This is a genomic window from Tychonema sp. LEGE 07196, from assembly GCF_963890365.1.
Classification (GTDB): domain Bacteria; phylum Cyanobacteriota; class Cyanobacteriia; order Cyanobacteriales; family Microcoleaceae; genus Microcoleus.
Window position 1 is genome coordinate 1 of record NZ_CAWPRX010000078.1, and the last position, 24519, is coordinate 24519.

A 24519-nucleotide genomic window follows, 5' to 3' on the forward strand; every position below is an offset into this window, starting at 1 on the left:
CCTCCAGGGCTGCCCCGCCCTCCAGCCCCAGGCATTCCCAGAGCAGCAGGAATGCCCCCCCCACCAGCACCGCCAGCAGCCGCACCAGCAGCCGCACCAGCACCAGCGCCCGCACCAGCGCCTCAATCTTCAGCCACACCTAAAAACCCCAACTCTAGCAGCGGCGGATCTCCGAGTTTGAAAGAGCTAGTAATCCGAGCCAAAGAAGAAGGAGTATCCGACCTTCACCTCGGAGTAAACGAATTCCCTCGCTTCCGTACCAGGGGCGAAATTGCCGACATCGGCTATCCACAGACAGATTTAGATACGTTTTTTGGCTGGCTGCGCGAGTGCATGAGCGATGAAGAAATAGAAATTTTCCAAAAAACCCTAGACTTTGACGGCGCTTTCGACTTCGGCTTTGTCCGCATCCGGATCAGTTGCATGGACTCCTTGGCAGGCCCGGCGATGGTGCTCCGGCTAATTCCTGCCAAAATCATGACAATGGAGGAATTGAAGCTGCCAGATGTCTTTAAGAAAATATGCGGCTACCACAAAGGACTGATTTTGGTGACGGGCCCGACAGGTTCGGGCAAGTCTACCACCTTGGCCGCCATGATCGACTACATCAACAAGAATAAAGCCTACAACATCATTACGATCGAAGACCCGGTAGAATTTGTACACGAAAGCAAAAAATCCTTGATCAAGCACCGCGAAGTCGGCCGGCACACCCTCAAGTTTATGAATGCTCTCAAAGGCGCTCTGCGACAAGACCCGGATATGCTGCTAGTCGGAGAAATTCGGGACAGAGAGACGGTGGAAATCGCCCTCAAAGCCTCTCAAACCGGTCACTTAGTTGCAGGAACCCTGCACACCAACAGTGCGATTAAAACCCTGAACCGGATTCTGGATATGTTCGCGGCGGAAGAACAAGAGGCCATACGGGTGTCAATTTCCGAATCCCTAGTGGCGATTATTGCTCAACTGCTGTGCAAAACCACAGATGGCAAGCGGGCAGCTTTCCACGACGTTCTGATCAATACCGACGTGGTTAAGGAATACATTCTGAAGGGGCAGAATGAGGAAATTAATCAAATCATGATCAAAGACACTTATGAAGGCATGACGACGATGAATAAGTCGCTCTACGGTCTTTATCAAGAAGGCCGGATTACTGAAGAGCTTTGTGTAGAAAACTCGCCGGCCCCGAACGAAATGGCTCAGATGCTCCGAGGTCGAGTCTAAAATTCGAGTGTTAACTTTTAACAGTTAACTGTTAACTGTTAAAAGTTAACTTTTATGTGTGTACTTCAATGAAAGTCGATCGCCCGAGTTTGCCGGAATTTTTCAAAGGCATTGCGCTGTTTACACCGGGGGGAGACTTAATCTATTGCATAGACCCCCGCAAGCAAAATCAGTGGCACTTGCAGTTGTGCGTAGCTTTACAGGAAATACTCGGTTTGTCGGAACCGCCACATTTTTTGATACCTTGCTACACGGCCACCGTTGACTGTTGGGGCGATCGGAGCGATCGAGAGTTGCGGGTTGTCGCCGAGGCCTACCCGCCGGTGCTGCGACATCAAACGCTGCTGAACGCCATTTTTGGCACTGGGGACTTGGTTTGGGAGGCCCGCAGCGACGAAATGTGCGAACCGATGGCGATCGCCACTTATTACAAACAATTCCCCGAACTCTGGGAAAATCACGACTTAGTTGTACAGTATCCCCTCACCATCAGTCGATCGGACTTTGGCAGTTTCCCGATCGTACCTCCCTCGCGCTTTGGACAATCTCTGCAGGTGGCGCTTCCCCAACCCGCAGCCATCACTCCACCGCCACCAACTCTAGGATACGTTTTGCGGCTGTTTGTTTCCGGCATCAACCAGAGCACCGAACGCACCCTCGAAACATTACATCAATTGTTAGAACAATCCCTCAATCTTCCCTACACTTTAAAAGTAATTGATGTTTTAAAACATCCCGAACAAGCTGAGGCAGATCAGATTTCAGCAACCCCTACTTTGATTAAAATTTGGCCAAAACCGGTGCGACGAATTGTCGGGGAATTGAACGATGCCGAAAAAATAGTGAGGTTGCTGAGCAATTCAGAATTTTAGATTTTAGCGATTATTGAATACTGGCGATCGCACTCGGTTTTGCAGGAGTATTCGCTGTGAAAAATCCAAGTGCGATCGCTGCCATTTTCGTCGGATTGACTCTCCGCACAGATGCTCCCAAAGTCGATCGGCTCAATCAGGAAGACAAACATCCGGCGCGCACAAACCCCCTAAATCTAAAGTTGTGACTTCCAGCGTATCCAACTCAACTCGCCGAATAACGTGATTGTTTGTATCAGCAACAAACAAATGAGACCCGATCGCGCTCAAGCCTGAAGGTTCAGAAAACCGAGCCTTGAGACCAGTACCGTCAGCCAAACCTGCAGTACCATCTCCAATCATCGTTATGCAAGTACCGCTGCGGTGGTCGATCCGCTTAATTTTGTGATTGTAAGTATCAGCAACCCACAGATAATTTTGACTGTATTCAACACCCAAACAGTGCTGCAATCTCACATCTTCACCGCGGCCATCTTTATCTCCAAAACCAAACAGTTCACCGCTACCGCAGACAGTACGCACCTTCGGATCTTCATCTACACCGAGGGCGCGAATCGAACTAATTTCGCTGTCAGCAACAAACAACTCCGATCGATCCGTAGCCAAGCCGCTGGGCTGAGAAAAAGCAGATTCTGCCAGATTTCCGTCAACACAAGATTCCCGGCCCGTACCTGCATAAGTGGCGATCGTACCAGTGTCTAACTGCATTTCCCAAATTTGATGCGAGCCCGCCATAGCGATAAAAAGTCGATCGCCAACCCTTTCTAAATCCCAAGGCGAATTCAATTTCGTTTCTAAACCCTTGCCGCTGCGGGGTGCAATTTCGTGACTTTGTTCGCCAGTACCAGCAACAGTTTCCACCCGCTCAGTTGTAAAATCAATCTTTCTGAGAGCGTGATTTTCCGTATCAGCAACATAGAGAATTTGACTTTCTGCATCAAAAGCCATACCTTGAGGGGCAGAAAACTCAGCTTCTTCAAACTTGCCATCAGTTAAACCCGGTTTCCCCGTACCGATGACGTGCAGCACTTCACCTTCAGTAGAGCTAACAACAATTCGATTGTGTCCAGAATCTGCAACAAACAAGCAAGAACCAACCAAGCTTTGTTGAACTGAGTTCGCAGGCCCCGGCAATACAGTTTCATCTACAGATTGATTGTCCTCAGTCATTTCGCCCAAAAGCGCTTCATTTTGGTGAAGCTGTTTTGCTTCCATTGAAGTAATGGCAAATGCCAGCACTTTACCGGGAAAAGCCAGCGGGGTTGACAGAGGTTTGCGCTGTTTTTCTAAGCTAAAACGAAGTTCTTTAAAGGCGATCGCATTTTTATCCTTATATTCAGCAATTAACTTGCCAACTAGCTGGTCAAGTGCTTCTCTATTGCCCTCGCCGGAAACAAAGCCGACGACATAACTTTCCGGATCTATCACCATTAAAGTCGGCCAAGAGCGAACAGCGTAGCTTTGCCAAACTTTCATGCCGCTGTCTACAATTACCGGATGTTCAATATCGTAGCGGAGAATAGCTTGGCGGATATTTTCTACTTCTTTTTCGTTTTCAAATTTAGCCGAGTGCACGCCGATAACTGTGAGGGAATCTTTATATTTTTGTTCGAGGTATTTTAAGTCTGGGAGGACGTGCAAGCAGTTGATGCAGCAGTACGTCCAGAAGTCGAGGAGGACGACACGCCCTTTTAAGGATTCAATGGATAAAGGTTTCTCGGTGTTAAGCCACGGGTACTTTACGGGGAATTCTGGTGCTCTGACGCGAGGCATGGCATCTCCTGGTAGGGTCTGAATAATTTTTTACCTTCTTTAATTTAGCGGGAAGTTTCACCGGATGGGGGAAAAGCGAGGTTGAGTCCGGGAACCGCTTGAGGGCACAGGCGATATGCCCGTGCCACCAGGGGAGGGGGATGGGGTGATCGTATTACACCCTTGAATACTTTAGTCTGTAGAACTTTTGTATTCAAAGTTTTACTATCTTTTTTATGCAGCCTAGCAAACTAGACCAAATTTTAGGACTAGAAATACAACGTCGTCGCATAGAGAAACGTTGGTCACAAGAATATCTGGCAGAAGTCACAGGTTTGCACAGAACCTATATCAGCCAGCTCGAGCGAGGGCTAAAAAGTCCGTCTGTTAGAGTTCTCAGTCACATTACAAATGCTCTGGACATAACAATGGGTGAATTTTTACAAGCTGTAGAGGAACTCTTGAATGCTGACGGAAAACGAGATTGAAAGATTGAGGCAAGCGATTATTGCTACCATTGCATCTCCAGTTATCGGCTCGATAGAGGATTATACTTGGGAAGCAATTTTTCATTATGTCAAGGATATCCCTTTATCAGATCCAGCATTAGGACGCAGCAAACTTCTCTATGATGCTGTTGACTCCACGACGGCAACTGGTTGGTCACTCAAGTCTCTTCAATTGAATAGTCTTGCGGTTGTAAATACATTTTTGTTTGTAATTCAGAGAGCAGATGTTATCAAAAAGGCTGCCAAACTTGGTTTTCCTGGTTTGACCGAACAATCCTCACCTGCTGAACTGGGAGCAGCTATTGTTCAGCATTGGAACGAGAAAATTAGATCGAGTCAGGCAGCACAGAGCATTACCAATAGCTATGAAGGCATACTGCTGAAAACCATTAGAGGATATGAATATATTTACTGTGAATTCCCTCTTGATCCACTTGACCCAAATGCTTTTTCTTGGGCTTGGACAGTTGATAGAGTTACTGGAAGATCGGGAGCAGGGCTACAAGGCAATATTGCAGGTAAGCTAGAGTTAGTTTGGTACAAAAATCAAAAGCAACTTTTCAGAGCTAGAACCATTCCTCCAGAGGCAGTTCACATCAGGGTTAAGCGAACTCGTATTACACTCGATCGATATGTGCACACTATTCTCTCAACTTTGCAAGATCAACTCAGCACACAGTCTTTTGACAGTGAACTTGGAGAATAGATGCAGCTATTGCTTTACCTAAAAGTGGGGGTACTGATTCTCCGATTTGAGAAGCCATATCAGTGTATGTTCCCAAAAAGTGAAAGTTATCTGGGTAAGAGTGCAATCTTGCAGCTTCACGAATCGTAATTGTCCGATTTTGGGTTGGATGAAAAAACCTGCCCGATCCTGGATGGAAAACCCATCTGGTGATAGTTCTTGCTGGTTTATCCCAGTAAAGTCTTCCATAGGCACCGCTATAGTGCTTTTTAGGAGCTAATTCAGGTGGCAAGTCTCTAGCATCTTGCCCTTCACTAAGAAGACGCACTCTTGACATTTGAATGGGACTCAAAGCACGAGCAACGTGATTGAAAAGTTTCGTACTTCCATTACGTATCATTGCTTGGTACGCAGTTTGGGATCGAAAAGGATAAACTTCAGCATTATATTCCTCTCCTGCGTTCAATGACGGCAAATCTCCAATCGCATCTCTAACTGTGACGACTGAAGAAATATTTGATTTTAGGAGACTGAGTTGGTAACAAGATTTCGTAGCTCTGTAATCGCTTCTAATCTCGCCAGCGTGTGTAGGTTCAGGGAATTGAAGTGGTTTATCTAAACTAGCCAGGAAAAAAGCCCTCGATCTGGTCTGCGGCACTCCATAATGCGCGGAGTTTAGCGATCCATAAGTGACTTTATAACCTTGCGACTCAAGTTGCTGTGTAATTTCATTCTTAACTACACCACCATAAGCTTTCAAGATTTCAGGTACGTTCTCCATAACAACGTAAAGAGGTCTAAATTCCTGTACGAATTCTAAAAATGTCCGATATAACTGATTGCGAGAGTCGCTGAGGTAGCGATAGTCAGCAGGAATATTTCTTGAAAATCCTTGGCATGGGGGACCACCTATCAACGCTGTTAGTTCCTCTCTCTGCAAACCCAAACATAATCGCAAATCCAAAGGATTGAGCTCGCGTATATCCTGATGAATAATTTTGGTGTTTGGGTAATTGTGCTTATAGGTCTTTAGGGCTTTTGCATCAAGGTCGATCGCACATAAAGATTCAAAACCTGCCTGGTGGAATCCTGCCGTCAAGCCACCCGCACCAGAAAATAAGTCAATAATCTTGTGTGTCATTATCGAATACTATAGTATTAGGTGGATATCGTCAACCAAGTTCTTCAAAGAGGTTGAAAACCGCTGTATACCCGACGATTGGCAAAGATACCGGGTGATTGTAAATTGCAGATTTTACGGGCACACAGACAAAACCCGCTGCACTGGTTCAGAAGAACAGCAATAGTAGATTAGATTGAGCAACAAAACCCAACACTCTTGTATGTAACAAGACTTTTTTCAATGGGCGCGCTCGGTCCGCGCAGGCGGATGAAACTTTGTGTAGCTGCGGTTTAGCCCTTTTTTCTAACAGCAACCGCCACCGTTATAATGCCAAGTCGAATCAGTAATCAACACCTTATCCGGCATCAATCCCCCCAACTTTCCAGCAGTTTTATCGCACACCGCCGCCGGAACTCCCCGCTGCAAAACGTGACCCGCACCGTCATCAAATATCTCATCAGACCCCGCGTAAATCGCCGTCTTGCCAGTGAAAATACAAGCGCCATCCGGGGGAATATCCACTTTAAAAGACACTGTATCGAGGCTTTCTAACAGCAAATCCGCATCTAATTTGTAATTGTGTTTGTCGAGCAACCGGTAAGGACGGCGCGCCCGGACTTCCACTTGCCCAAAGCCCACACCTACAAGGTGTTGAACGTATTCTGCATAGGTCAGAGCCCCCGACAAACACAAAGCCCGCAAGCGTTGGTCTTCCTTCAAATGTTGCGGAATGGGGCGAGTTGCGATCGGATCGCTCATTAACAACCTACCCCCTGGCTTCAACACTCGATAGGTCTCTTTTAATGCCTTAGCTAAATCCGCCGGTTCAAAGATATTAAACAAGCAATTTTGTGCAACAACATCGACAGAGGCATCCGGCACCGGCAACGCAAAAGCATCGCCTTCGCGAATTTCTACAAAACTCGCATCAAACCAATCATTTTCTTGGGCTGCCTTTTGCAAGTTGCGTGCAGCCGCGTCTCGCATTGTTGCAACCGGGTCAACGGCAATCACTGCTCCTTTTTGTCGAGAAAAATAAGCAAATTGCAGTGCTTCTAAGCCGCCGCCGACTCCGACATAAAGCACGATGGGATTACCGACAAGTTCGGCGGCGTGAACTGTTGTGCCGCAGCCGTAGTTCATTTCTTGCATTTGTTGGGGGATGTTTAATCCTGGCAGTTGCAAGGGGCTGCTTTGGACGCAGCAAAGTCCGATTTGGGGGGTTTCGGCTACGTCGCTATAGAATTGGGCCGCAGTTTCGAGATAAGTCATTTTTGATTTTTCTGGTTTGTGTTTTTGACCGCAGATTGAGGCGGATTTACGTGGATGAACGCTGATTAATTCAGAAATATTTAGGTTTGAAATTTGACTTTTTGTTAGGATTTGGGCGGGTTTTCTGGTTCAACAACTGTTTGTTCTGGGGCTGATTGGGGGTTTTCGGGAGCGCCAACTGGGGGCGCTGGCGCTATCAGATTGGGAGATGTTTCTGGTACTGCAGGAGCGACTATTTTTGGTATTGGAGCTTTTTCGGTTATTTCTGGCAGAGTTGGAGAATTTGAAAAGGTATCGGGTTCGGTAACTTGATGCAAAAAGTTGCGGAACCGATTGTAGTATCCTCCATCTTCCTGTTTTTGTGTTGGGGATGCTGTTGGTATCGGTTCTATTGTTTTAATTGGTTCTACAAGTTTGGGGGTTTGTAGTTGTGGGGTTGCTGTGGGTTGTGGTTCTATTTCTTGAACTGGTTCCACAATTTTCGGTGATTCTAATTCTGGTGTTGTTGTGGGTTGTGGTTCTATTTCTTGAACTGGTTCCACAATTTTCGGTGCTTGGAGTTGCGGGGTGGCTGTGGGTGCGGGTTCTGTTATTTGAACGGGTGCAACTTCGGGAGCAATTGTTCTATCTAAGTTAGGTTGGGTTACTGGGGTTTCTGGAACTGCTGCTTCGGGTTCGGCTGCTGGTATTTTTTCTACTGCTGGTGGGGGTGTTGGTTCTGGGGTTGGGGTTGGTGTGGGGGCTTGGTAGGTGCGATCGACTATGCCGCGAGCATCTGCTACCGTTAGGGAACCCCGCACTAATTTGGAAAGGGTGTCTTGCCCCTGGGGTTGGTAATTTACCAGTTTGGCTGTGTTGTTAAAGGCGTTTTTGACGCTATTTCCCGCCTCGTCGATCAATTCTAGCTGTACCCAGTTTTTCCCTGGCTTGAATCCTTTAAGATATATAGGTTGCCATTGGTCGATCGCAAAGCTTTGGCCGTTAACTGTGGCTCGAATTTTCCAATCGAGTATTTCATCTTGGGAATTTTGTTGCGCCACTTGGTGCAGGGGAGCATTTGTCAGGTAAAAGTCGAGCATGATGGGTTCTGCCCCGTAGCTGCCTTGGGGGCTGTTGTACGTTAATAGGGGCAATGTTCGATCGGGATTATTGTTCTGTGTTTTGGTAAAAATGTGGAAGGTGGTTTGGGCGTAAGCACCTTCGTTTTTAAAGCTTTCTTCCCAAGGACGAGCCGCGAACACCCGCAGGGTATGGGTTCCGGGTTCTAAGTCTGAGAGTGTTAAAGGCTGGTTGATGTCGTAAACTGCTGCATAAGGTTGGTTGTCTAATAAAACTTGCAGGTGGGGCCCCAAACCCAAGTTTGCGTCTTTGAAAAGGGGTAAGTTCTTTACTTGGAACTGAACGGACACATTTATATCCTGAAGCACTTCGTCAGGTTTGGGATTCAAAATACTAATTTGAGGCTGATATATTTCTAGCGCCTGACGCAGTTGTTGAATGGCTTCTGGGGGAGAAACCTCTGAAATTTTGTTTGCTGGGGCGGTAGCTGAGCCGCTCTTGTTCCCTGATGCGGGCAATTCGGACTCGCGCGCCCCACAACTTGCTAAACCGAAAATTAATACTGCTGCTGCGAACAATGCCACCAGCCTGCCCGCAACCGTTCTGTGCCAATTGATGCCAATCACGCAACCATACTCCTAGAAGCCTTCTCATAGGGAACTATAGCCCAAAACTGAATGTTGTATTGGGGAATTGCCGATCGAGAATTCCTGAGAGCTCTCTTCCTTGGGTTGAGCGTCTGCGGGGGACTAATCCGAGCTCGCGAATAAATCTCGCAGCCGTTTTCCCAAAAATCTCTCTATAAACTGAGTATTCCTCAATTACCTTATCTTTGAGTTTTGTAAATTTAATTCCAATACCCCTTGACTTTTGCGAGGCTATATGAAAAATAAAGGGCTGATAGCATCAAGAATAGAAGATTTTTTAAGTATTGTTAACAAGCGATGAATAGTCCTGTAGCAAGCTTATAATTCATAAAACTCCCTCAAAAGGAGCAGCCGCATCAAACCTGATACTAAGGATGCGATCGGTTGCTTCAGATAACGAGAAGAGTTGGCAGTACCCAGATATATTGTTAGGGACACTGGGGAACTGGCTTCTTTAGAGAAGCAAAACGCTTGGGGAAACGGTACGCCTGCATCTAACTCTGCAAAGAGTGAATTGCAAGCAGTATCGATCAACCGAGAATACCCCGCCTAATTAAGCGTGGGAAATGTCAGATACAGTATTCAGTTCTCGTTCCTTGTCTTACCGAGAGGAGAGTCTTCATGACCATTAGTCCTCCAGAGCGAGAGGTAAAAGTTAGGGTAGTAGTCGATAAAGATCCCGTTCCAACTTCTTTCGAGAAGTGGTCTAAACCGGGACATTTCGATCGCACTCTAGCTAAGGGGCCAAAAACCACCACTTGGATTTGGAACCTCCACGCTAACGCTCACGACTTCGACAGTCATACAAGTGATTTAGAAGACGTTTCGCGCAAAATCTTTAGCGCTCACTTCGGCCACTTGGCAGTAATTTTCGTATGGTTAAGCGGCGCATATTTCCACGGCGCTAAATTCTCCAACTACGAAGCTTGGCTGACAGATCCAACAGCCATTAAGCCCAGCGCTCAAGTGGTTTGGCCGATTTTTGGTCAAGAAATTTTAAATGCAGATGTAGGCGGCGGCTTTCACGGAATTCAGATCACCTCTGGTCTGTTTCAACTGTGGCGCGCTAATGGCATCACTAACTCATACCAGCTATATTGCACTGCGATCGGCGCTTTGGTAATGGCAGCTTTGATGCTATTTGCCGGTTGGTTCCACTATCACGTCCGCGCTCCGAAGCTGGAATGGTTTCAGAACGTAGAATCGATGATGAACCACCACTTGGCAGGTTTGCTAGGCTGCGGATGCTTGGGCTTTGCAGGACAACAAATTCACGTTGCTCTGCCGATAAATGCTTGCATGGACGCGATAGATGCAGGCGCACCCCTGACAGTGGGCGGCAAGCTGATTAAAACAGTTGCTGATATCCCCCTGCCGCATGAGTGGATTTTGACACCGGGCTTGATGGCTGACATCTACCCGAGTTTCGCAAAAGGTTTAACCCCCTTCTTCACCCTCAACTGGGGCGCATACGCAGACTTCCTGACCTTCAAAGGCGGTCTGAACCCTACTACAGGCGGTTTGTGGCTGACAGATACAGCGCACCATCACTTAGCTTTGGCAGTGCTGTTCATCGTCGCTGGACACTTCTATCGCACGAACTGGGGCATTGGCCACAGCTTCAAAGAAGTTCTGGAAGCTCACAAAGGCCCCTTCACTGGCGAAGGCCACAAGGGAATGTACGAAATTTTCACACAGTCTTGGCACTGCCAACTGTCGTGGAACTTGGCCTGGATGGGCTCTTTGAGCATCATCGTGGCTCACCACATGTACGCGATGCCTCCGTATCCGTACATCGCAACCGACTACCCGACTCAGCTATCCCTGTTCACCCACCACATGTGGATTGGCGGATTCCTGATTGTTGGAGCAGCGGCTCACGCAGCAATTTTCATGGTGCGAGATTACAATCCGACTCAGCACGTTAATAACTTGCTCGATCGCGTAATCCGCCATAGAGATGCAATTATCTCTCACCTCAACTGGGTTTGCATATTCTTAGGCTTCCACAGCTTCGGTTTGTACGTTCACAACGATACAATGCGGGCTTTCGGTCGTCCTCAAGATTTGTTCTCGGATACCGGGATTCAGTTGCGTCCGATATTTGCCCAGTGGGTGCAAAACATCCACGCTTTGGCTCCGGGAACAACAGCGCCTAATGCTACGGAAATCGTCAGCCACGCTTTTGGCGGCGGTGCAGTAGTAGTCGGTGGCAAAATAGCGATGATGCCGATCGAATTGGGTACGGCGGACTTCTTAATCCACCACATCCACGCTTTCACAATTCACGTTACAGTCCTGATTCTTTTGAAGGGCGTGTTATTTGCACGCAGTTCACGCTTGGTTCCTGACAAAGGTAACTTGGGCTTCCGGTTCCCTTGCGACGGCCCCGGCCGTGGCGGCACCTGCCAAGTATCCGGTTGGGATCACGTTTTCCTCGGCTTGTTCTGGATGTACAACTGCATCTCGATCGTGATTTTCCACTTTAGCTGGAAAATGCAGTCGGACGTGTGGGGAACAGTATCGCCAGACGGCACAATTTCTCACATCACCGGCGGCAACTTCGCACAAAGTGCGATCACGATTAACGGCTGGCTGCGGGACTTCCTGTGGGCGCAAGCTTCTCAGGTAATTCAGTCCTACGGTTCGGCACTGTCGGCCTACGGTCTGATGTTCCTAGCCGGACACTTCGTATTCGCTTTCAGCTTGATGTTCCTGTTCAGCGGCCGCGGCTACTGGCAAGAACTGATTGAGTCCATTGTTTGGGCTCATAACAAACTCAAAGTGTCTCCGTCGATTCAGCCTCGCGCTCTGAGCATTATTCAGGGTCGGGCAGTGGGTGTAGCTCACTACCTCCTGGGAGGAATTGTCACTACTTGGGCATTCTTCCTAGCGCGAATCATCTCGGTAGGGTAAACTACCTTTAGGTTTTGGATTCAGGATTTGGGAGCAATCTCAAACCCAGAATCCAAACCTCGGAACCGAACCTCTTCAACGTTCAGGATTCAGGATTAATCAAGGCTTATGGCAACGAAATTTCCAAAATTTAGCCAAGACCTTGCCCAAGACCCGACCACACGGCGGATCTGGTACGGGATTGCCACAGCGCACGATTTTGAAAGCCACGATGGCATGACCGAAGAAAATCTTTACCAAAAGATTTTTGCTTCTCACTTCGGCCACCTAGCAATCATTTTCTTGTGGACTTCGGGCAGCCTGTTCCACGTAGCATGGCAAGGTAACTTTGAACAGTGGATTAAAGACCCCCTAAATGTCCGCCCGATCGCTCACGCGATTTGGGACCCTCAATTCGGTGCTCCAGCAGTAGAAGCTTTCACTCAAGCTGGCGCTTCTAACCCTGTTGACATCTCTTACTCCGGCGTATACCACTGGTGGTACACCCAAGGGGTTCGGACTAACGGCGACCTGTATCAAGGAGCTATCTTCTTGCTACTGCTGGCTTCTGTCATGCTGTTCGCAGGTTGGTTGCACCTTCAGCCCAAGTACCGCCCGAGCTTGTCTTGGTTCAAGAATGCTGAATCTCGCCTCAACCACCACTTGGCTGGTTTGTTCGGTGTCAGCTCTTTGGCTTGGACGGGTCACATGGTTCACGTTGCTATCCCCGAATCTCGCGGACAGCACGTAGGTTGGGACAACTTCTTGTCAACTCCGCCTCACCCAGCAGGTTTGGCTCCGTTCTTCACGGGTAACTGGGGCGTATACGCCGAAAACCCAGATGCAGCGAGCCATGTCTTCGGTACTGCCGAAGGTGCAGGAACAGCAATTCTGACTTTCTTGGGTGGCTTCCATCCTCAGACAGAATCTCTGTGGTTGACAGATATTGCTCATCACCACTTGGCGATCGCAGTTCTGTTTATCGTTGCCGGTCATATGTACCGGACTAACTTCGGTATCGGTCACAGCATCAAAGAAATGTGTGACGCCAAAGATTTCTTTGGCAAAAAAGTTGAAGGCCCGTTCAATATGCCTCACCAAGGCATTTACGAGACCTACAACAACTCGCTGCACTTCCAATTGGGTTGGCACCTCGCTGCTTTAGGCGTGATCACCTCCCTGGTAGCACAGCATATGTACGCGATGCCTCCCTACGCTTTCATGGCGCAGGATCACACGACAATGGCTGCGTTGTACACCCACCACCAGTACATTGCTGGTTTCATCATGGTCGGCGCTTTCGCCCACGGAGCTATCTTCTTGGTGCGGGACTACGATCCTGAAGCAAATAAAGGCAACGTGCTCGATCGCGTGTTGCAGCACAAAGAAGCGATTATCTCTCACTTGAGCTGGGTGTCGCTGTTCTTGGGCTTCCACACTCTCGGCCTGTACGTTCACAACGACGTTGTAGTCGCTTTCGGAACTCCCGAAAAACAAATCTTGATTGAACCAGTGTTCGCACAGTTCATTCAAGCTGCTCACGGAAAGGCTCTGTACGGCATGGACGTACTGTTGTCTAACCCTGACAGTATTGCTTCTACCGCTTGGCCGAACTACGCTAACGTGTGGCTCCCAGGCTGGTTGGACGGAATTAACAGCAGCACTAACTCTCTGTTCTTGGCGATCGGACCTGGCGATTTCTTGGTTCACCACGCGATCGCACTTGGCTTGCACACCACCACCTTGATTTTGGTCAAGGGCGCTCTGGATGCACGCGGTTCTAAGCTGATGCCGGACAAAAAAGACTTCGGTTATGCTTTCCCTTGCGACGGCCCCGGCCGTGGCGGTACCTGCGATGTCTCTGCTTGGGACGCGATGTACCTGTCTGTCTTCTGGATGCTGAACACCCTAGCTTGGGTAACGTTCTACTGGCACTGGAAGCACCTGGGCATCTGGCAAGGTAATGTGGCTCAGTTCAATGAGTCTTCTACCTACCTGATGGGCTGGTTCCGCGATTACCTCTGGCTGTATTCTTCTCAGTTGATCAACGGTTACAACCCGTATGGTACTAACAACTTGTCAGTCTGGGCTTGGATGTTCTTATTCGGACACCTCGTTTGGGCAACTGGTTTCATGTTCCTGATCTCTTGGAGAGGTTACTGGCAAGAGTTGATCGAGACTTTGGTTTGGGCTCACGAGCGCACTCCTCTGGCTAACTTGGTTCGCTGGAAAGACAAGCCTGTTGCTTTGTCGATCGTCCAAGGTCGTTTGGTTGGCTTAGTTCACTTTACTGTGGGCAACGTCCTCACTTACGCGGCCTTTGTAATTGCCTCGACAGCCGGGAAATTCGGGTAACTCTGAACTCTGGTTTCTAGGTAATTAAATGAAATCCCCTGCCTTCTGGCGGGGGATTTTTTGATAGGCGTCAGTTAAAATTGAATGGATTTACAGCCTCTGCCAAATGAGTAGAGTAAAGATTTTCGGTAGCGACATGGCTGTAGGGATCTACCTTGTTGTTTGTGTTACCGTGAGTAAAAATTCTAATTTAATACCCCTAATATAACAATGACAGCTAATCCCAACCGCACCTTCACATTGGATAACAATACACAAGCCTCAAATCCGGGAGGGCTTAATGTAAATTATCTATGTTGGATTCGCTCATTTCCTCAAGAACCAGTTTGTCTTATTTCTTCATTAACCGTAACAATTGGATGCGCTCTGTTAGTCAATTGGGCTTTGTGGAGTGGCATATCCGCTCTTTTACATGAACGCATACCGATTTTGCCATTCATTTTGATTACACTTTTTCTGCCGATTAATTCGGCTTTCTGGAAGGTTATATCTCCAATCCTGCACAAGGCTAGATTTTTAGCTATACATATCCGCGAGCGATGCCTATATGGATGTGTTAATCCTGGAATTGTTATTAACTCAAACCCAACTCTTGTTGCAGTTTTTACCGATCTCAGGACAGGTGAAACCCCACATCAGGTAATTAAAGTTTTGCCTCAGCCACTTAAACGAACTAAGATGGGAATCCCACCAGTTGGTATGAGGTTGGCTACTATCGCTTTGTACGAAGGAACTGTTCAGAATGGACATTGGGATGACTTCCATCCAATAGTAATTAACTGCGTAAGTGACAATCAGACTGATATCGATCGCGTCCTTCAAAGCATCCCCGATTGGGAGTGGCTTGAGCTTGAATTAGGGCTTGGAGAAATCCCTAAGCAACCAGGGCTATATCCTATAAGCCAGATATAGGCAGTGTCAGTCACGCCTAAAGTTTTTAAACAGGCTATTGAGCACGGTCTAACAAATTGGTGGAAAGACAAGCCAGTTGCTTGGTCGATATTTCTGGCAGAGATTTTGTTTGATATGTTGGTGAAGTGTTGAGAATGAACAATATTTTTTATGGCGAAGTTAGCGCAAGAAACAATTGCTACTATCTTGAATTTGCAGGCGAGGCTTTTGGCAGGAATTGATGATGCTTCATCAGCAGAATTTGCAATATTTCAGCAATATGGGGAGATAGAAGCGACTGCTACTGTGTTGGAGCAGCTTCAAAATGCTACTGAAAGGTTAAGAAACCCTTACTCTCGCTTTTACACATTGCTGCTGCGGATTTCTGAATCACAGCCAACAGTTTCTTCTGCTATGCTAAATTTACTAGCTCAAACGATTGAGCAAGCACAAGCTGACGCCGATGCCGTCGAGGCCACTATCCGGGAAGCGAAAAGAGATTTTAACCTGCCATGAGTGAAAAACCGAAACTCCCTGAACCAGAAATAATCGAAAAGACTGTGAGAAATCTGCGAGGTGTCTGTCTACGGCTTGACGCTCTGACTCTCAGTTTAGATGAACTAATTGCGATGGTTGAAGCTGATATTCGCAACAGTCCGATTAATGTTCATCGGCGGGAGAATGCGAAGCGGTTGGCTGAGTCTGTTAAGTAGGAATAAAAGTGCGATTTTATGAAACCTGTTCTGAATAAAGGGCAAGTGACAACATGGAAAGACGATCGGGGGTTTGGCTTCATTAAACCGGATGATGGCAGTAAAGAAGTTTTCTTGCATATCAGTGCGCTGAAGGAAGCAAGTCGCCGCCCAAAAGTCGGAGATACGATTTTGTACGAGCGAGTTGCTGAAACAGACGGGAAAGTACGTGCTACTAGAGCATCAATTCAAGGTGTTGCACCTCGACATCAGCCAAAAAAGCAGATACCACAGAAACGCGGTGTACTCAAAACAGTTGTGGGTATTGGGATTCTGGCTGTCATTGTGCTTTTTACAATGCAGTTGAGTCGCTGTCGTTCTCTCTCTCCAATTACATCGATCGCAAAACCAGGATGTACTATCAAAGGCAACATCTCGATCGATACAGGCAATAAGGTTTATCACATTCCAGGCATGGAAGATTACAAATCAACAGTTATCGATCCAGCTAGCGGTGAGAGATGGTTTTGCACAGAGTCAGAGGCGATAGCCAATGGTTGGCGTAAAGCACCGAGGTAGCCCCAGCATCCCAACAACCGCGCTGCACCGGAACGGATTGCCGAGTGAAGAAGCAAGAAGTCGATATCCCCCTTTTTGCTATGGTGGATTTACTCGATCCCCCAATTGACTATGCAACTCTACGTTGAAAGCAAAAGAAAGAAAATTGAGGTGATACGCAAGCAATCTTCTGAAGCCGAGATTATTGATGTGACATCCAAAGCCGATCGACCTTGGATAAAGTTGAATCCATTTTAGCTGTAAAGATTAAACTGTTGACCTGGTTTTCCTCAGCTTCAAATCTCTCCATTGACCTGCATCTGATGCACCTTATCGGCCAACTCTTGGCGGCTTTCCTTGTCGAGTGCATCAATTGCCAGCATTCCCAAGTACACGACTTCCTTCTGGGTTAGTCTGGTCGCTAGGGCTTGTTTTTGAATGACTTCCTTGATCGCGGAACTGACCGCGATCGCCGTATTAGTTTTAGCCACGAAGAATAATCAACTATTAATAACTTTCCTTGATGTTACCATCGTCGATCCGATTAAGTACAATAATGTTTGACTAACTACAGTTAATCATGCTATAGTGTAAAAAACACAAAAAAGCGATCGCCCCAATCTCGAATGCTCAAGGTCGATCGGCTATTCTTCCAAAACCTCAACCAAATCCTCAATCATCACATCAAAAGTTCGAGCTAACCTCCGCAGGCAAGTAAAGTCTACCATTGCCATTTCAGGACGACGAGCATAGCTTCTGACGGTGCTATAAATTACCCCAGAGCGATCGGATACTTCCTTAAGCGTCCAGCCCTTCTCCGCCGCTAGTTCCCGAATTTTTAGCCTGACTAAACCCATGCTTGAGAGTTGATGCAATTGCGTAGTTATTTTATAAATATAGATTATTTTGACCGAGGATGCTCAAGGTCGATCGGCTATTCCTCCAAAATCTCTACCAAATCCTCAATCATAATATCGAAAATGCGAGCCAACCTATGTAAGTAGGCGAAATTAACGGTTGTCATGCCTTGACATTGGGCATAGTTTCTGATGGTGCTGTAACCAATGCCCGATCGATCGGAAACTTCCTTAAGCGTCCATCCATTCTGCTCTGCAAACTCCCGAATCCGCAACCTAACTAAGCCTTTACTCATACTTACTTGACAAATGACAATATGCTGTCGTTTAATATTATGTATCTGAAAAAGCGATCGGCTATTCCTCCAAAACCTCAACCAAATCCTCAATCATCACATCAAAAGTTCGAGCTAATTTCAGCAGTAAGGTAAAGTCAACCGTTGTCAGCCCGGGACAGCGGGCATAGTGCTTGACAGTGTTGTACACCACCCCAGAACGTTCTGAAACTTCTTTGAATGTCCAACCTTTCTCGGCGGCTAGTTCTCTGACTTTAATTCTAACTAAACCCATGCTTGACAATGGGTGTCATGACACCTTACAATAATTTTATCTGAAAAAGCGATCGCCCTCTGGCCTGGAAAACTAAAAGGCGATCGTTTTGAAAACTTAAATAGACAGTTACTAGCTGTCTGACCTACCATCAATAGATTTATCTACAATCAGAATAGGCACTTACTATGATATCAGATACTTCGAGAAAATCATCGACGATCGCAGAATCAAAGATAATTCATAAATCTCCCATCCTGCATCCGCTGGCGCGATTCGTCACCGAAGAAACAGTCGCACTGCTGTTCGATATCGCAGTAGACGACATTTACCGCATCGAATGCTGCCGCTACATGGTTTACGTGCACGGTAAAAGCATCAGCCGGTTTGTCAGCTACGCCGATTTTCCCCCAATTCTAGAAGTAAAGCCGATCGCCCTTCAAGATTTTGGCAGATGGTACAAACGCTGGAAAAGCAAGCTAGCACCGGCATTTTGGACTAAATTCTACACGCACAAGTTTAAAAAAGCTGTTTCAGTTGACAGATTGCTGGAGTGGGGGCTCTTGGTAGCTAATGTTAAATCGGTGATTTCAGGGGCCGCGCTGCAACAGTTACGAGATGTTTACGCCCAAGAAAAAGATTTAATGGAAAAATTTTAAAGTGCGATCGCACGAGCAACTGTGAGAATGGGCACAGGCACAATTCAAATAAATGGCTAATGGATACAATGGAGGTAGAAAATGGACAATCACCATGCCTAGAAAAATTCGCGAGTTAAAAGCTCAGATTACCCGCGAAGGCTTTATTTGGCAAAACGCGGAAAAAGTAGCCATGAGAGATAGCAGTATCCTTTGATTTGCAAAACCTCAACAATTCCAGGCAAAGACGGAGATGATGTGCCACGCTATGAGAGAGAAACAATTGGCAATATTGTTAGCAGAACTCGACGAATTAAAGCAAAAAGATTCATGAATCGATACAGTATGAGCGTCCAATTGTCTGACGAAGATCAACTTTTCCTAGTGACGATTCCAGAATTTGCCGATCGCGTTATCATGCCCTGTACCCACGGCAAAACCCGCGAAGCAGCCATCCGACATGGAGAAGAAGTGCTCGAAATGTATCTAGAAGCTTGGCAGAAAGAAGGTGAACCCATCCCGAAACCTAGCATTCTTCAAATCGCCTGAGTATAATCCAAAGCCGAAAAGTTTGTGAATCACAGCTATCCTTATTCGTGAATCGCCTGTTCTCTTTGTCTATTAAACTGAGACAACTATACGATGGAATTAGACTATTGATGAATTGCTGATTTTACCGATCGCGATTTAACTCTTAAAACACTTCATCCTCTATTCCTACCCACCATTCCCCTAGATTCATTAAATCCTGCTGGATATCGGCAAGTTCTGTCACATATTCTTCAGCAGAAATTTCCGATCGCCTTTCTTGCAATTTTTTCAGCCGCAGTTGCACTAACAGCCAAGGTTTGGAAATTCCGTCGGTTGCTTCGATATATTTCGCTACGTCTTGGCTATTCATGATTCTTTTTTAGATTGGATTTTTTTTACCGCAGAGAGCGCAGAGAGCGCAGAGGAGGAGAAGAGAGAGATGTATATTTATGATGCTAATTTATTTAATCGGTTGCTTTGATATATTTCGCTACGTCTTGGCTATTCATGATTCTTTTTTAGATTGGATTTTTTTTACCGCAGAGAGCGCAGAGAGCGCAGAGGAGGAGAAGAGAAAGATGTATATTTATGATGCTAATTTATTTAATATCATACCTTTTTTGAAATCGATTAAACAACTCTCTTTTTTCCATGTCAGTTGCAATTTATATTTTGCACCATTGTCGAGAACAGGCAAGATGCCTGTTCCACAAACAATGAGTTCTGTTGTGTGGTGGGATTCTAGCCCGCCCGCCAACATCTTTTACTTGTAATCAGAAGTCTGAATGTTCTTCAACTTCGCTGCGTATTTCATGCCGTATTCCGGGCGGCAGAAGCGATCGATCTGAGACTCGAAAAACGCCCGATTCGCCTTCAAATGCTTCGGATTTGGATCGTCCAAAGGATACAGTAGGGCAACCCGCAAAGCTTGAATCACCCCCGAAGTAACGCAGTACATCGATCGCTGGAACGTTACGCCAATTTGATTGAGAATATCATCCTCGCCGCGACACCGCTGTTTGTAGAAATCCATCAAATAAGGCGGCAGGAAGTGCAGCATATCTTGTGCTAGCAAAGTCGGCGGAATTCCGGCAGTACCTACTGGGAATTTATCTGCATACAAAACTCCGTAGTGGAAGTCTTTTTGATCGTCGGGAACTTCCTTGGCTTGCGCGTTGTACGATTTGGTTCCCCGGAACGGCGAAGTGCGGTAAAATATAGCTTCTACATAAGGTAGCGCTGCTTCGTACAGCCAAGTGAAACCTTTAGATTTCGGGATTATTTCGTAGGTTTCTCCGTCGATGACAACGTGGTGGTAAATCGGACGACCGGCGATCGCAAATATGCCATTTGTGATGAAATCCATCGCCTGCGGGACTGTGGTAACTTTGCCTTCGTCGTACAAGTCGGAAACTTCAAAAAACACCGGGGCCATTACTTCCCAAAACAAGCCGAGATTGCTGTAATAAGACATCTGGCGGCACTGTTCTAAAAACATTTCGGGGAATGCTTTGTGCAGCGCCAGCATGAACGGGTCTTTTTTGAAGTAAGCTTTAATAGCCCGATCGGCATTAGCTTTGTATTCGTCGGTGTCGAGATAAGGGTCAAACTGATTGACGGGAACGTACATCCCCCGGTGCCAAAGCATCGACCTCATAACTTCTTCGGCAAATTCCATGTTAATGCGATCGTGCCACAAATGGTGAAAAAGTCGTGGCTGTTTACCAATTTCCCCTTTTTCCATGAACTCCAAAAGTTCTGGATGGGCGCTACCAGTCCCCCGCCAAATCCGCAAATCTGCATCGTCACCTGCATAGTGATTTTGCAAGTCTAAATACTCCTGGGGTAAGAAGTATTTAAAGAAGGGAAGCGGGTGTAAAAATACCCGTTCGGCGATGTAAAGCAAATCCCGCCAGTAGAAGTCCATCGGCACCGCGTAGGCTTTCCAAATCGCGATAATTTGCATCAGATTTTCCGGCGTATCGGGAATCATTGCGCCGCCGGCTTCCAGCCTGTGGATTACATCTGCAAATTCGTGCTTGGAAGGAGGCAATTTAGTTGCTGGTTTAGTAGGAGTTTGTACCATTGTTTGTTCCTTGATTTGAATGAATTTCACTATTTAGAAATATTCAGAATTTGGCCTAGGGCTTACGCACAGGCATTCAGAAATTTGGTTCCTTTACGAATATTTTTCGTTAAAGTCACGAGGAAGGGTAAAAAACTAAGGTTTGAATGTTTTTATGCCTCCAATAATTTCGGAGGCAATCTTCTTGTTCGCAATCCCAGGCTCTGCAGACAGATAGCGCAAAATTTTGCAGTTAATCGTCGTTTTTGTCATCCCAAGGCTCACGACCTTGGGGAGAGCGGATGTTAATTAATGAGCCGTTCGAGCGAGTAATAGAAAAAGCATTAAATTCATCGTCGTCCATCTCGCCAACAACTCTGATTGTTTCACCTTTTGATACATTAATATCGCGCCACCGGCGGGGGCCGGCATCGATTCTAATTCGACCGCTACCGTCGTCGATAATCCATTCATTGTCATCAGCGTCTCCAAAACCGACTACTTTTCCAGAGATGGTAATTGGTGTTCTCGACGGTTGCAAATCGCTGATTCGAGTTAGGGATTGTGCAAAGGCAGAAGTTGCTGCTCCAGATGAAAGAATGGTTGTCACTGCGAGCAAACTAAAAAGTTTTTTCCGTTTCATGAGTTCTTATTTCCTGGCAATTAGTGCTATTTTGTCAGTTAGCTAAAACTCTCACGTCTATTTATGAAGATGCCGCCGTTGACTGCTCTCTCCTACTTTAACACATTTATAATCTGCTGGGATCGGGAAGAAGAAGAAAGCAGAAAGAAGAAGAAAGCAGAATCATAAAAGACTCGTACTTTTTCCATCCTCCACTTTCTCACGCTCTATTTTTCCGGCTGATAGCTGACAGCTACTTGAGAATATCTACCCGTTGACAGAGTTACTGCCATCGCATTTGTAGTAGACTCGCTCCACTTCAGCAGCCACACCGGTTGCACTCCCAAGAAGAAAATTATCCCGGCTAAAACTAGGGCGGGCATATTTTCGGAAAACTTAACCGCAGGGTAGTAAGCCGTGGCGTTGTCCAACTTTCCAAAACAGGTGCGGTTGAGCAGAATTACAAAGTAAACTGCTGTTAACCCGGAGGCTAAAATGCACAGTAAAGTCGGAATTGGAAATGCTGAAAAACTGCCTTGGAATACTAAAAATTCGGCGATAAAACCGACTAAACCGGGAATGCCGGCGCTTGCCATGCCTCCCAAAACTAACAGCGAACTTGCTGTGGGCAAACCTCGCAGCGGGTTCATCAAGCCGTTGAGCACGTCCAAATCCCGCGTGCCGGCTTTGGTTTCGATGATGCCTACGAGGTAAAACAGCAAAGCTAAAATCAAGCCGTGGCTTACCATTTGCCCAACTGCACCGATTAAGGCAAGTTTTGTTCCGGCGGCGCAGGCAACGAGAATGTAGCCCATGTGTCCGATCGAACTATAGGCTACCATGCGCTTGATATCTTTTTGGGCGATCGCGCTCAAAGCACCGTACATCACGCTGACTGTCCCGATTATCGCTAAACCGGGAGCGACAATCGACCAAGTTTCGGGAAACAACTGCAAACCAAACCGGATTAAGCCGTAAGTTCCCAATTTCGCCAAAACACCTCCCAACAAAATTGCTGTTGCTGGCGAAGCTTCGACGTAGGCATCCGGCAGCCATGTATGCAGGGGCACTAAAGGAATTTTAATTCCCAACCCAATCAGCACAATAGTTAGCAGGATTAATTGAGTTTTAAAGGACAAGTCTTGAGTAGTAATCGCGCTGTAATCGAAGTTTAAAGAGCCACTCAGCCAAGCTACACCCAAAAATCCAGCTAAAACTAAAAGTCCCGAAACAGCCGTATAAATCAGAAACTTCATCGCCGCGTATTCCCGCTGCTTGCCACCCCAAATCGCAATTAAGAGGTAAAAAGGAATTAATTCTAGCTCGTAAAAAAGTACGAACAACAGCAAATTTTGAGACATCAATGCCCCAACGACACCCGCATTGATCAGCAAAATCATCGCGTAGTAAAGCTGTGGACGAGCTATTCCTTCGTCGGTGCCGTAAATCACTAATAGCGTCAACAATCCGGTTAAAACAATTAGCGGCACAGATAAGCCGTCAACCCCTAAGTTGTAACTCAAACCTAATTGGGGAATCCAAGGCAAATATTCTTGAAATTGCAGTCCTGAATTTGTCGTGTCAAATTGAGTCAGCAGCAAGATATTCAACAGGAAAATAGCAACAGCGAAGGCGGAGGCTATTGAGCGCAGTCGCATTGCATTGATATTTCCTGGTAAAAAACCCACCACCGCAGCGCCCAACGCGGGCAACCATAGCAAGGCACTAAGCATAATTTATGAACAGTGAAGAGTAAACAATCTATTTCCTACGCTTTTATGATTAATAATTTGAGATCTTAAATGTTAATTCGACCCCAAACTATTAATCCCAAATCGCATCAGGAATCAGTAACAATACTGATAGCACCCGTGTCTAAATCGTAGTATCCACCAACAATTTTCAGCTTGTTCTCCTCAATTAACTTAGATATAATAGGAGACGCTTTCAACCTTTGAGCTTGCAGCAAAACATTAGCTTTTACCGCATTTTCTAGATGATCGCCCGGTTGGTTTTTCGAGCTTTCTACAGCCGGCTTAATTGAATCAACTAAACTGCCAATTTGGCCGGGAACTGCAGCGCCTTTGAGGGTTGCACCTACCGCACCGCAGTTTTCATGCCCGACTACCATCAGCACTTTTGCTCCCAACAACAGCGTGCCAAATTCCAGGCTGCCAAGTTCTTCTGGAGTAACCACATTTCCGGCCACGCGACAGACGAATAAATCTCCAAATCCCTGATCGAAGATAATCTCGGAAGGAAAGCGGGAATCTGCACAGCCGAGAATAGCAGCAAAGGGTTTTTGACCTTTGGCTACTTCGGTGAGCCTGGATAAGTCTTGGTGGGGATTTGTACGTTTTCTGTCAACAAATCGCTTGTTCCCGTCCATTAGCTGTTTTAAAGCTGCATCGGGACTCATGTCATTTTGAGCAATGGCTGGTGCCGGTGCAGCCACATCAGCACCTAGTCGTGCTGCGAGTATTCCTGTACCTATTGCTCCTGCTACAAATTTGAGTGAATTACGTCGGGAAAGATTGACTGGTCGGTTATTGTCTTTCATGTACTTGGGATTGTTGGATCGGGTTGAAATCTTTATTCAAGAATTCATTTATTTAAGACTTTAGGTGATAAATGTTACCTAAAATTTTAAGTATTTGAAATCTTTATTCGAGAATTCATTTATTTAAGATTTTAGGTGATAAATGTCACCTAAAATTTTA

Annotated in this window: 28 protein-coding genes; 14 read left to right on the forward strand and 14 right to left on the reverse strand. The window is 46.5% G+C overall.

What is annotated here, in order from left to right; translation table 11 throughout:
• The coding region (locus AACV78_RS09685; protein ID WP_228042148.1) for a type IV pilus twitching motility protein PilT at window positions 1-1227 on the forward strand (1227 nt) is incomplete at its 5' end.
• A 68-nt stretch (window positions 1228-1295) separates the two neighbouring features.
• Complete coding sequence (locus AACV78_RS09690; protein ID WP_194010330.1) at window positions 1296-2099, forward strand: circadian clock KaiB family protein; 804 nt, start codon at window positions 1296-1298, stop codon at window positions 2097-2099.
• Here the strand turns inward: AACV78_RS09690 and AACV78_RS09695 are convergent.
• Both AACV78_RS09695 and AACV78_RS09700 read right to left on the reverse strand, forming a co-directional pair.
• Complete coding sequence (locus AACV78_RS09695; protein WP_194010329.1) at window positions 2096-2251, reverse strand: hypothetical protein; 156 nt, start codon at window positions 2249-2251, stop codon at window positions 2096-2098. The two genes, AACV78_RS09690 and AACV78_RS09695, sit on opposite strands and share 4 nt — an antisense overlap.
• The gene (locus AACV78_RS09700) at window positions 2232-3872 is read right to left on the reverse strand and encodes a thioredoxin-like domain-containing protein (protein ID WP_194010328.1); all 1641 of its coding nucleotides are present in this window, start codon (window positions 3870-3872) and stop codon (window positions 2232-2234) included. The genes AACV78_RS09695 and AACV78_RS09700 overlap by 20 nt, the downstream gene beginning before the upstream one ends.
• Before the next feature lie 215 nt (window positions 3873-4087).
• Between AACV78_RS09700 and AACV78_RS09705 the strand changes: the two genes are divergently transcribed.
• A complete protein-coding gene (locus AACV78_RS09705; RefSeq protein WP_193976543.1) occupies window positions 4088-4339 on the forward strand; it encodes a helix-turn-helix domain-containing protein in 252 nt (83 codons plus the stop codon).
• Window positions 4317-5066, forward strand: coding sequence for a hypothetical protein (locus AACV78_RS09710; RefSeq protein ID WP_194010327.1), 750 nt, complete (start codon window positions 4317-4319; stop codon window positions 5064-5066). Before AACV78_RS09705 ends, AACV78_RS09710 begins: the two co-directional genes overlap by 23 nt.
• On the opposite strand, the gene AACV78_RS09715 is transcribed toward AACV78_RS09710, so the two are convergent.
• From AACV78_RS09715 to AACV78_RS09725, 3 genes are all read right to left on the reverse strand, one after another.
• Entirely contained in the window at window positions 5029-6186 is a 1158-nt protein-coding gene (locus AACV78_RS09715; protein ID WP_194010326.1) for a DNA cytosine methyltransferase, read from the reverse strand. The two genes, AACV78_RS09710 and AACV78_RS09715, sit on opposite strands and share 38 nt — an antisense overlap.
• Window positions 6187-6471: 285 nt before the next feature.
• Window positions 6472-7440, reverse strand: coding sequence for an arsenosugar biosynthesis arsenite methyltransferase ArsM (gene arsM / locus AACV78_RS09720; RefSeq protein ID WP_194010325.1), 969 nt, complete (start codon window positions 7438-7440; stop codon window positions 6472-6474).
• Between the two features lie 104 nt (window positions 7441-7544).
• Complete coding sequence (locus AACV78_RS09725) at window positions 7545-9125, reverse strand: hypothetical protein (RefSeq protein WP_194010324.1); 1581 nt, start codon at window positions 9123-9125, stop codon at window positions 7545-7547.
• A 642-nt stretch (window positions 9126-9767) separates the two neighbouring features.
• Between AACV78_RS09725 and psaA the strand changes: the two genes are divergently transcribed.
• From psaA to AACV78_RS09760, 7 genes are all read left to right on the forward strand, one after another.
• Complete coding sequence (gene psaA, locus AACV78_RS09730) at window positions 9768-12062, forward strand: photosystem I core protein PsaA (protein ID WP_194010323.1); 2295 nt, start codon at window positions 9768-9770, stop codon at window positions 12060-12062.
• A gap of 108 nt (window positions 12063-12170) precedes the next feature.
• Window positions 12171-14396 carry a photosystem I core protein PsaB gene (gene psaB / locus AACV78_RS09735; protein WP_194010322.1) on the forward strand — a complete coding sequence of 742 codons (2226 nt, stop codon included), beginning with the start codon at window positions 12171-12173 and terminating at the stop codon, window positions 14394-14396.
• Window positions 14397-14606: 210 nt separating this feature from the next.
• Entirely contained in the window at window positions 14607-15308 is a 702-nt protein-coding gene (locus AACV78_RS09740; RefSeq protein ID WP_194010321.1) for a DUF3239 domain-containing protein, read from the forward strand.
• Window positions 15309-15458: 150 nt separating this feature from the next.
• A complete protein-coding gene (locus AACV78_RS09745) occupies window positions 15459-15803 on the forward strand; it encodes a hypothetical protein (protein WP_172192086.1) in 345 nt (114 codons plus the stop codon).
• On the forward strand, window positions 15800-16000 hold the full coding sequence (locus AACV78_RS09750) for a hypothetical protein (protein ID WP_194010320.1): 201 nt from the start codon (window positions 15800-15802) through the stop codon (window positions 15998-16000). The genes AACV78_RS09745 and AACV78_RS09750 overlap by 4 nt, the downstream gene beginning before the upstream one ends.
• 18 nt (window positions 16001-16018) lie before the next feature.
• Window positions 16019-16558, forward strand: a complete 540-nt coding sequence (locus AACV78_RS09755) for a cold shock domain-containing protein (RefSeq protein WP_194010319.1) — start codon at window positions 16019-16021, stop codon at window positions 16556-16558.
• A 111-nt stretch (window positions 16559-16669) separates the two neighbouring features.
• The gene (locus AACV78_RS09760) at window positions 16670-16795 is read left to right on the forward strand and encodes a DUF6939 family protein (RefSeq protein WP_255512961.1); all 126 of its coding nucleotides are present in this window, start codon (window positions 16670-16672) and stop codon (window positions 16793-16795) included.
• Between the two features lie 38 nt (window positions 16796-16833).
• On the opposite strand, the gene AACV78_RS09765 is transcribed toward AACV78_RS09760, so the two are convergent.
• From AACV78_RS09765 to AACV78_RS09780, 4 genes are all read right to left on the reverse strand, one after another.
• Window positions 16834-17028, reverse strand: a complete 195-nt coding sequence (locus AACV78_RS09765) for a hypothetical protein (RefSeq protein ID WP_194010318.1) — start codon at window positions 17026-17028, stop codon at window positions 16834-16836.
• A 153-nt stretch (window positions 17029-17181) separates the two neighbouring features.
• Window positions 17182-17394 (reverse strand): helix-turn-helix domain-containing protein, encoded by a 213-nt coding sequence (locus AACV78_RS09770; protein ID WP_193974409.1) that lies wholly within the window; start codon window positions 17392-17394, stop codon window positions 17182-17184.
• A 77-nt stretch (window positions 17395-17471) separates the two neighbouring features.
• On the reverse strand, window positions 17472-17690 hold the full coding sequence (locus AACV78_RS09775; RefSeq protein ID WP_194010317.1) for a helix-turn-helix domain-containing protein: 219 nt from the start codon (window positions 17688-17690) through the stop codon (window positions 17472-17474).
• 61 nt (window positions 17691-17751) lie between these two features.
• Complete coding sequence (locus AACV78_RS09780; protein WP_006631306.1) at window positions 17752-17964, reverse strand: helix-turn-helix domain-containing protein; 213 nt, start codon at window positions 17962-17964, stop codon at window positions 17752-17754.
• Between the two features lie 167 nt (window positions 17965-18131).
• Between AACV78_RS09780 and AACV78_RS09785 the strand changes: the two genes are divergently transcribed.
• The 3 genes from AACV78_RS09785 to AACV78_RS09795 all read left to right on the forward strand — a co-directional run bounded on the left by AACV78_RS09785 (window position 18132) and on the right by AACV78_RS09795 (window position 19130).
• A complete protein-coding gene (locus tag AACV78_RS09785) occupies window positions 18132-18602 on the forward strand; it encodes a hypothetical protein (protein WP_194010316.1) in 471 nt (156 codons plus the stop codon).
• Between the two features lie 52 nt (window positions 18603-18654).
• Window positions 18655-18798, forward strand: coding sequence for a hypothetical protein (locus AACV78_RS09790; RefSeq protein ID WP_228042149.1), 144 nt, complete (start codon window positions 18655-18657; stop codon window positions 18796-18798).
• Between the two features lie 113 nt (window positions 18799-18911).
• A complete protein-coding gene (locus tag AACV78_RS09795; RefSeq protein ID WP_194010315.1) occupies window positions 18912-19130 on the forward strand; it encodes a type II toxin-antitoxin system HicB family antitoxin in 219 nt (72 codons plus the stop codon).
• A gap of 145 nt (window positions 19131-19275) precedes the next feature.
• Here the strand turns inward: AACV78_RS09795 and AACV78_RS09800 are convergent, their stop codons facing one another.
• The 5 genes from AACV78_RS09800 to AACV78_RS09820 form a co-directional block, all read right to left on the reverse strand.
• A complete protein-coding gene (locus tag AACV78_RS09800; protein WP_194010314.1) occupies window positions 19276-19482 on the reverse strand; it encodes a hypothetical protein in 207 nt (68 codons plus the stop codon).
• A gap of 393 nt (window positions 19483-19875) precedes the next feature.
• Window positions 19876-21198: a CO2 hydration protein gene (locus AACV78_RS09805; RefSeq protein ID WP_194010313.1), complete on the reverse strand. Its 1323-nt coding sequence runs from the start codon at window positions 21196-21198 to the stop codon at window positions 19876-19878.
• Window positions 21199-21430: 232 nt separating this feature from the next.
• A complete protein-coding gene (locus AACV78_RS09810) occupies window positions 21431-21820 on the reverse strand; it encodes a NirD/YgiW/YdeI family stress tolerance protein (RefSeq protein ID WP_194010312.1) in 390 nt (129 codons plus the stop codon).
• 206 nt (window positions 21821-22026) lie between these two features.
• Window positions 22027-23532: an NADH-quinone oxidoreductase subunit M gene (locus tag AACV78_RS09815; RefSeq protein ID WP_194010311.1), complete on the reverse strand. Its 1506-nt coding sequence runs from the start codon at window positions 23530-23532 to the stop codon at window positions 22027-22029.
• A gap of 107 nt (window positions 23533-23639) precedes the next feature.
• Window positions 23640-24359 (reverse strand): carbonic anhydrase, encoded by a 720-nt coding sequence (locus AACV78_RS09820; protein ID WP_194010310.1) that lies wholly within the window; start codon window positions 24357-24359, stop codon window positions 23640-23642.
• Window positions 24360-24519 lie beyond the last annotated feature (160 nt).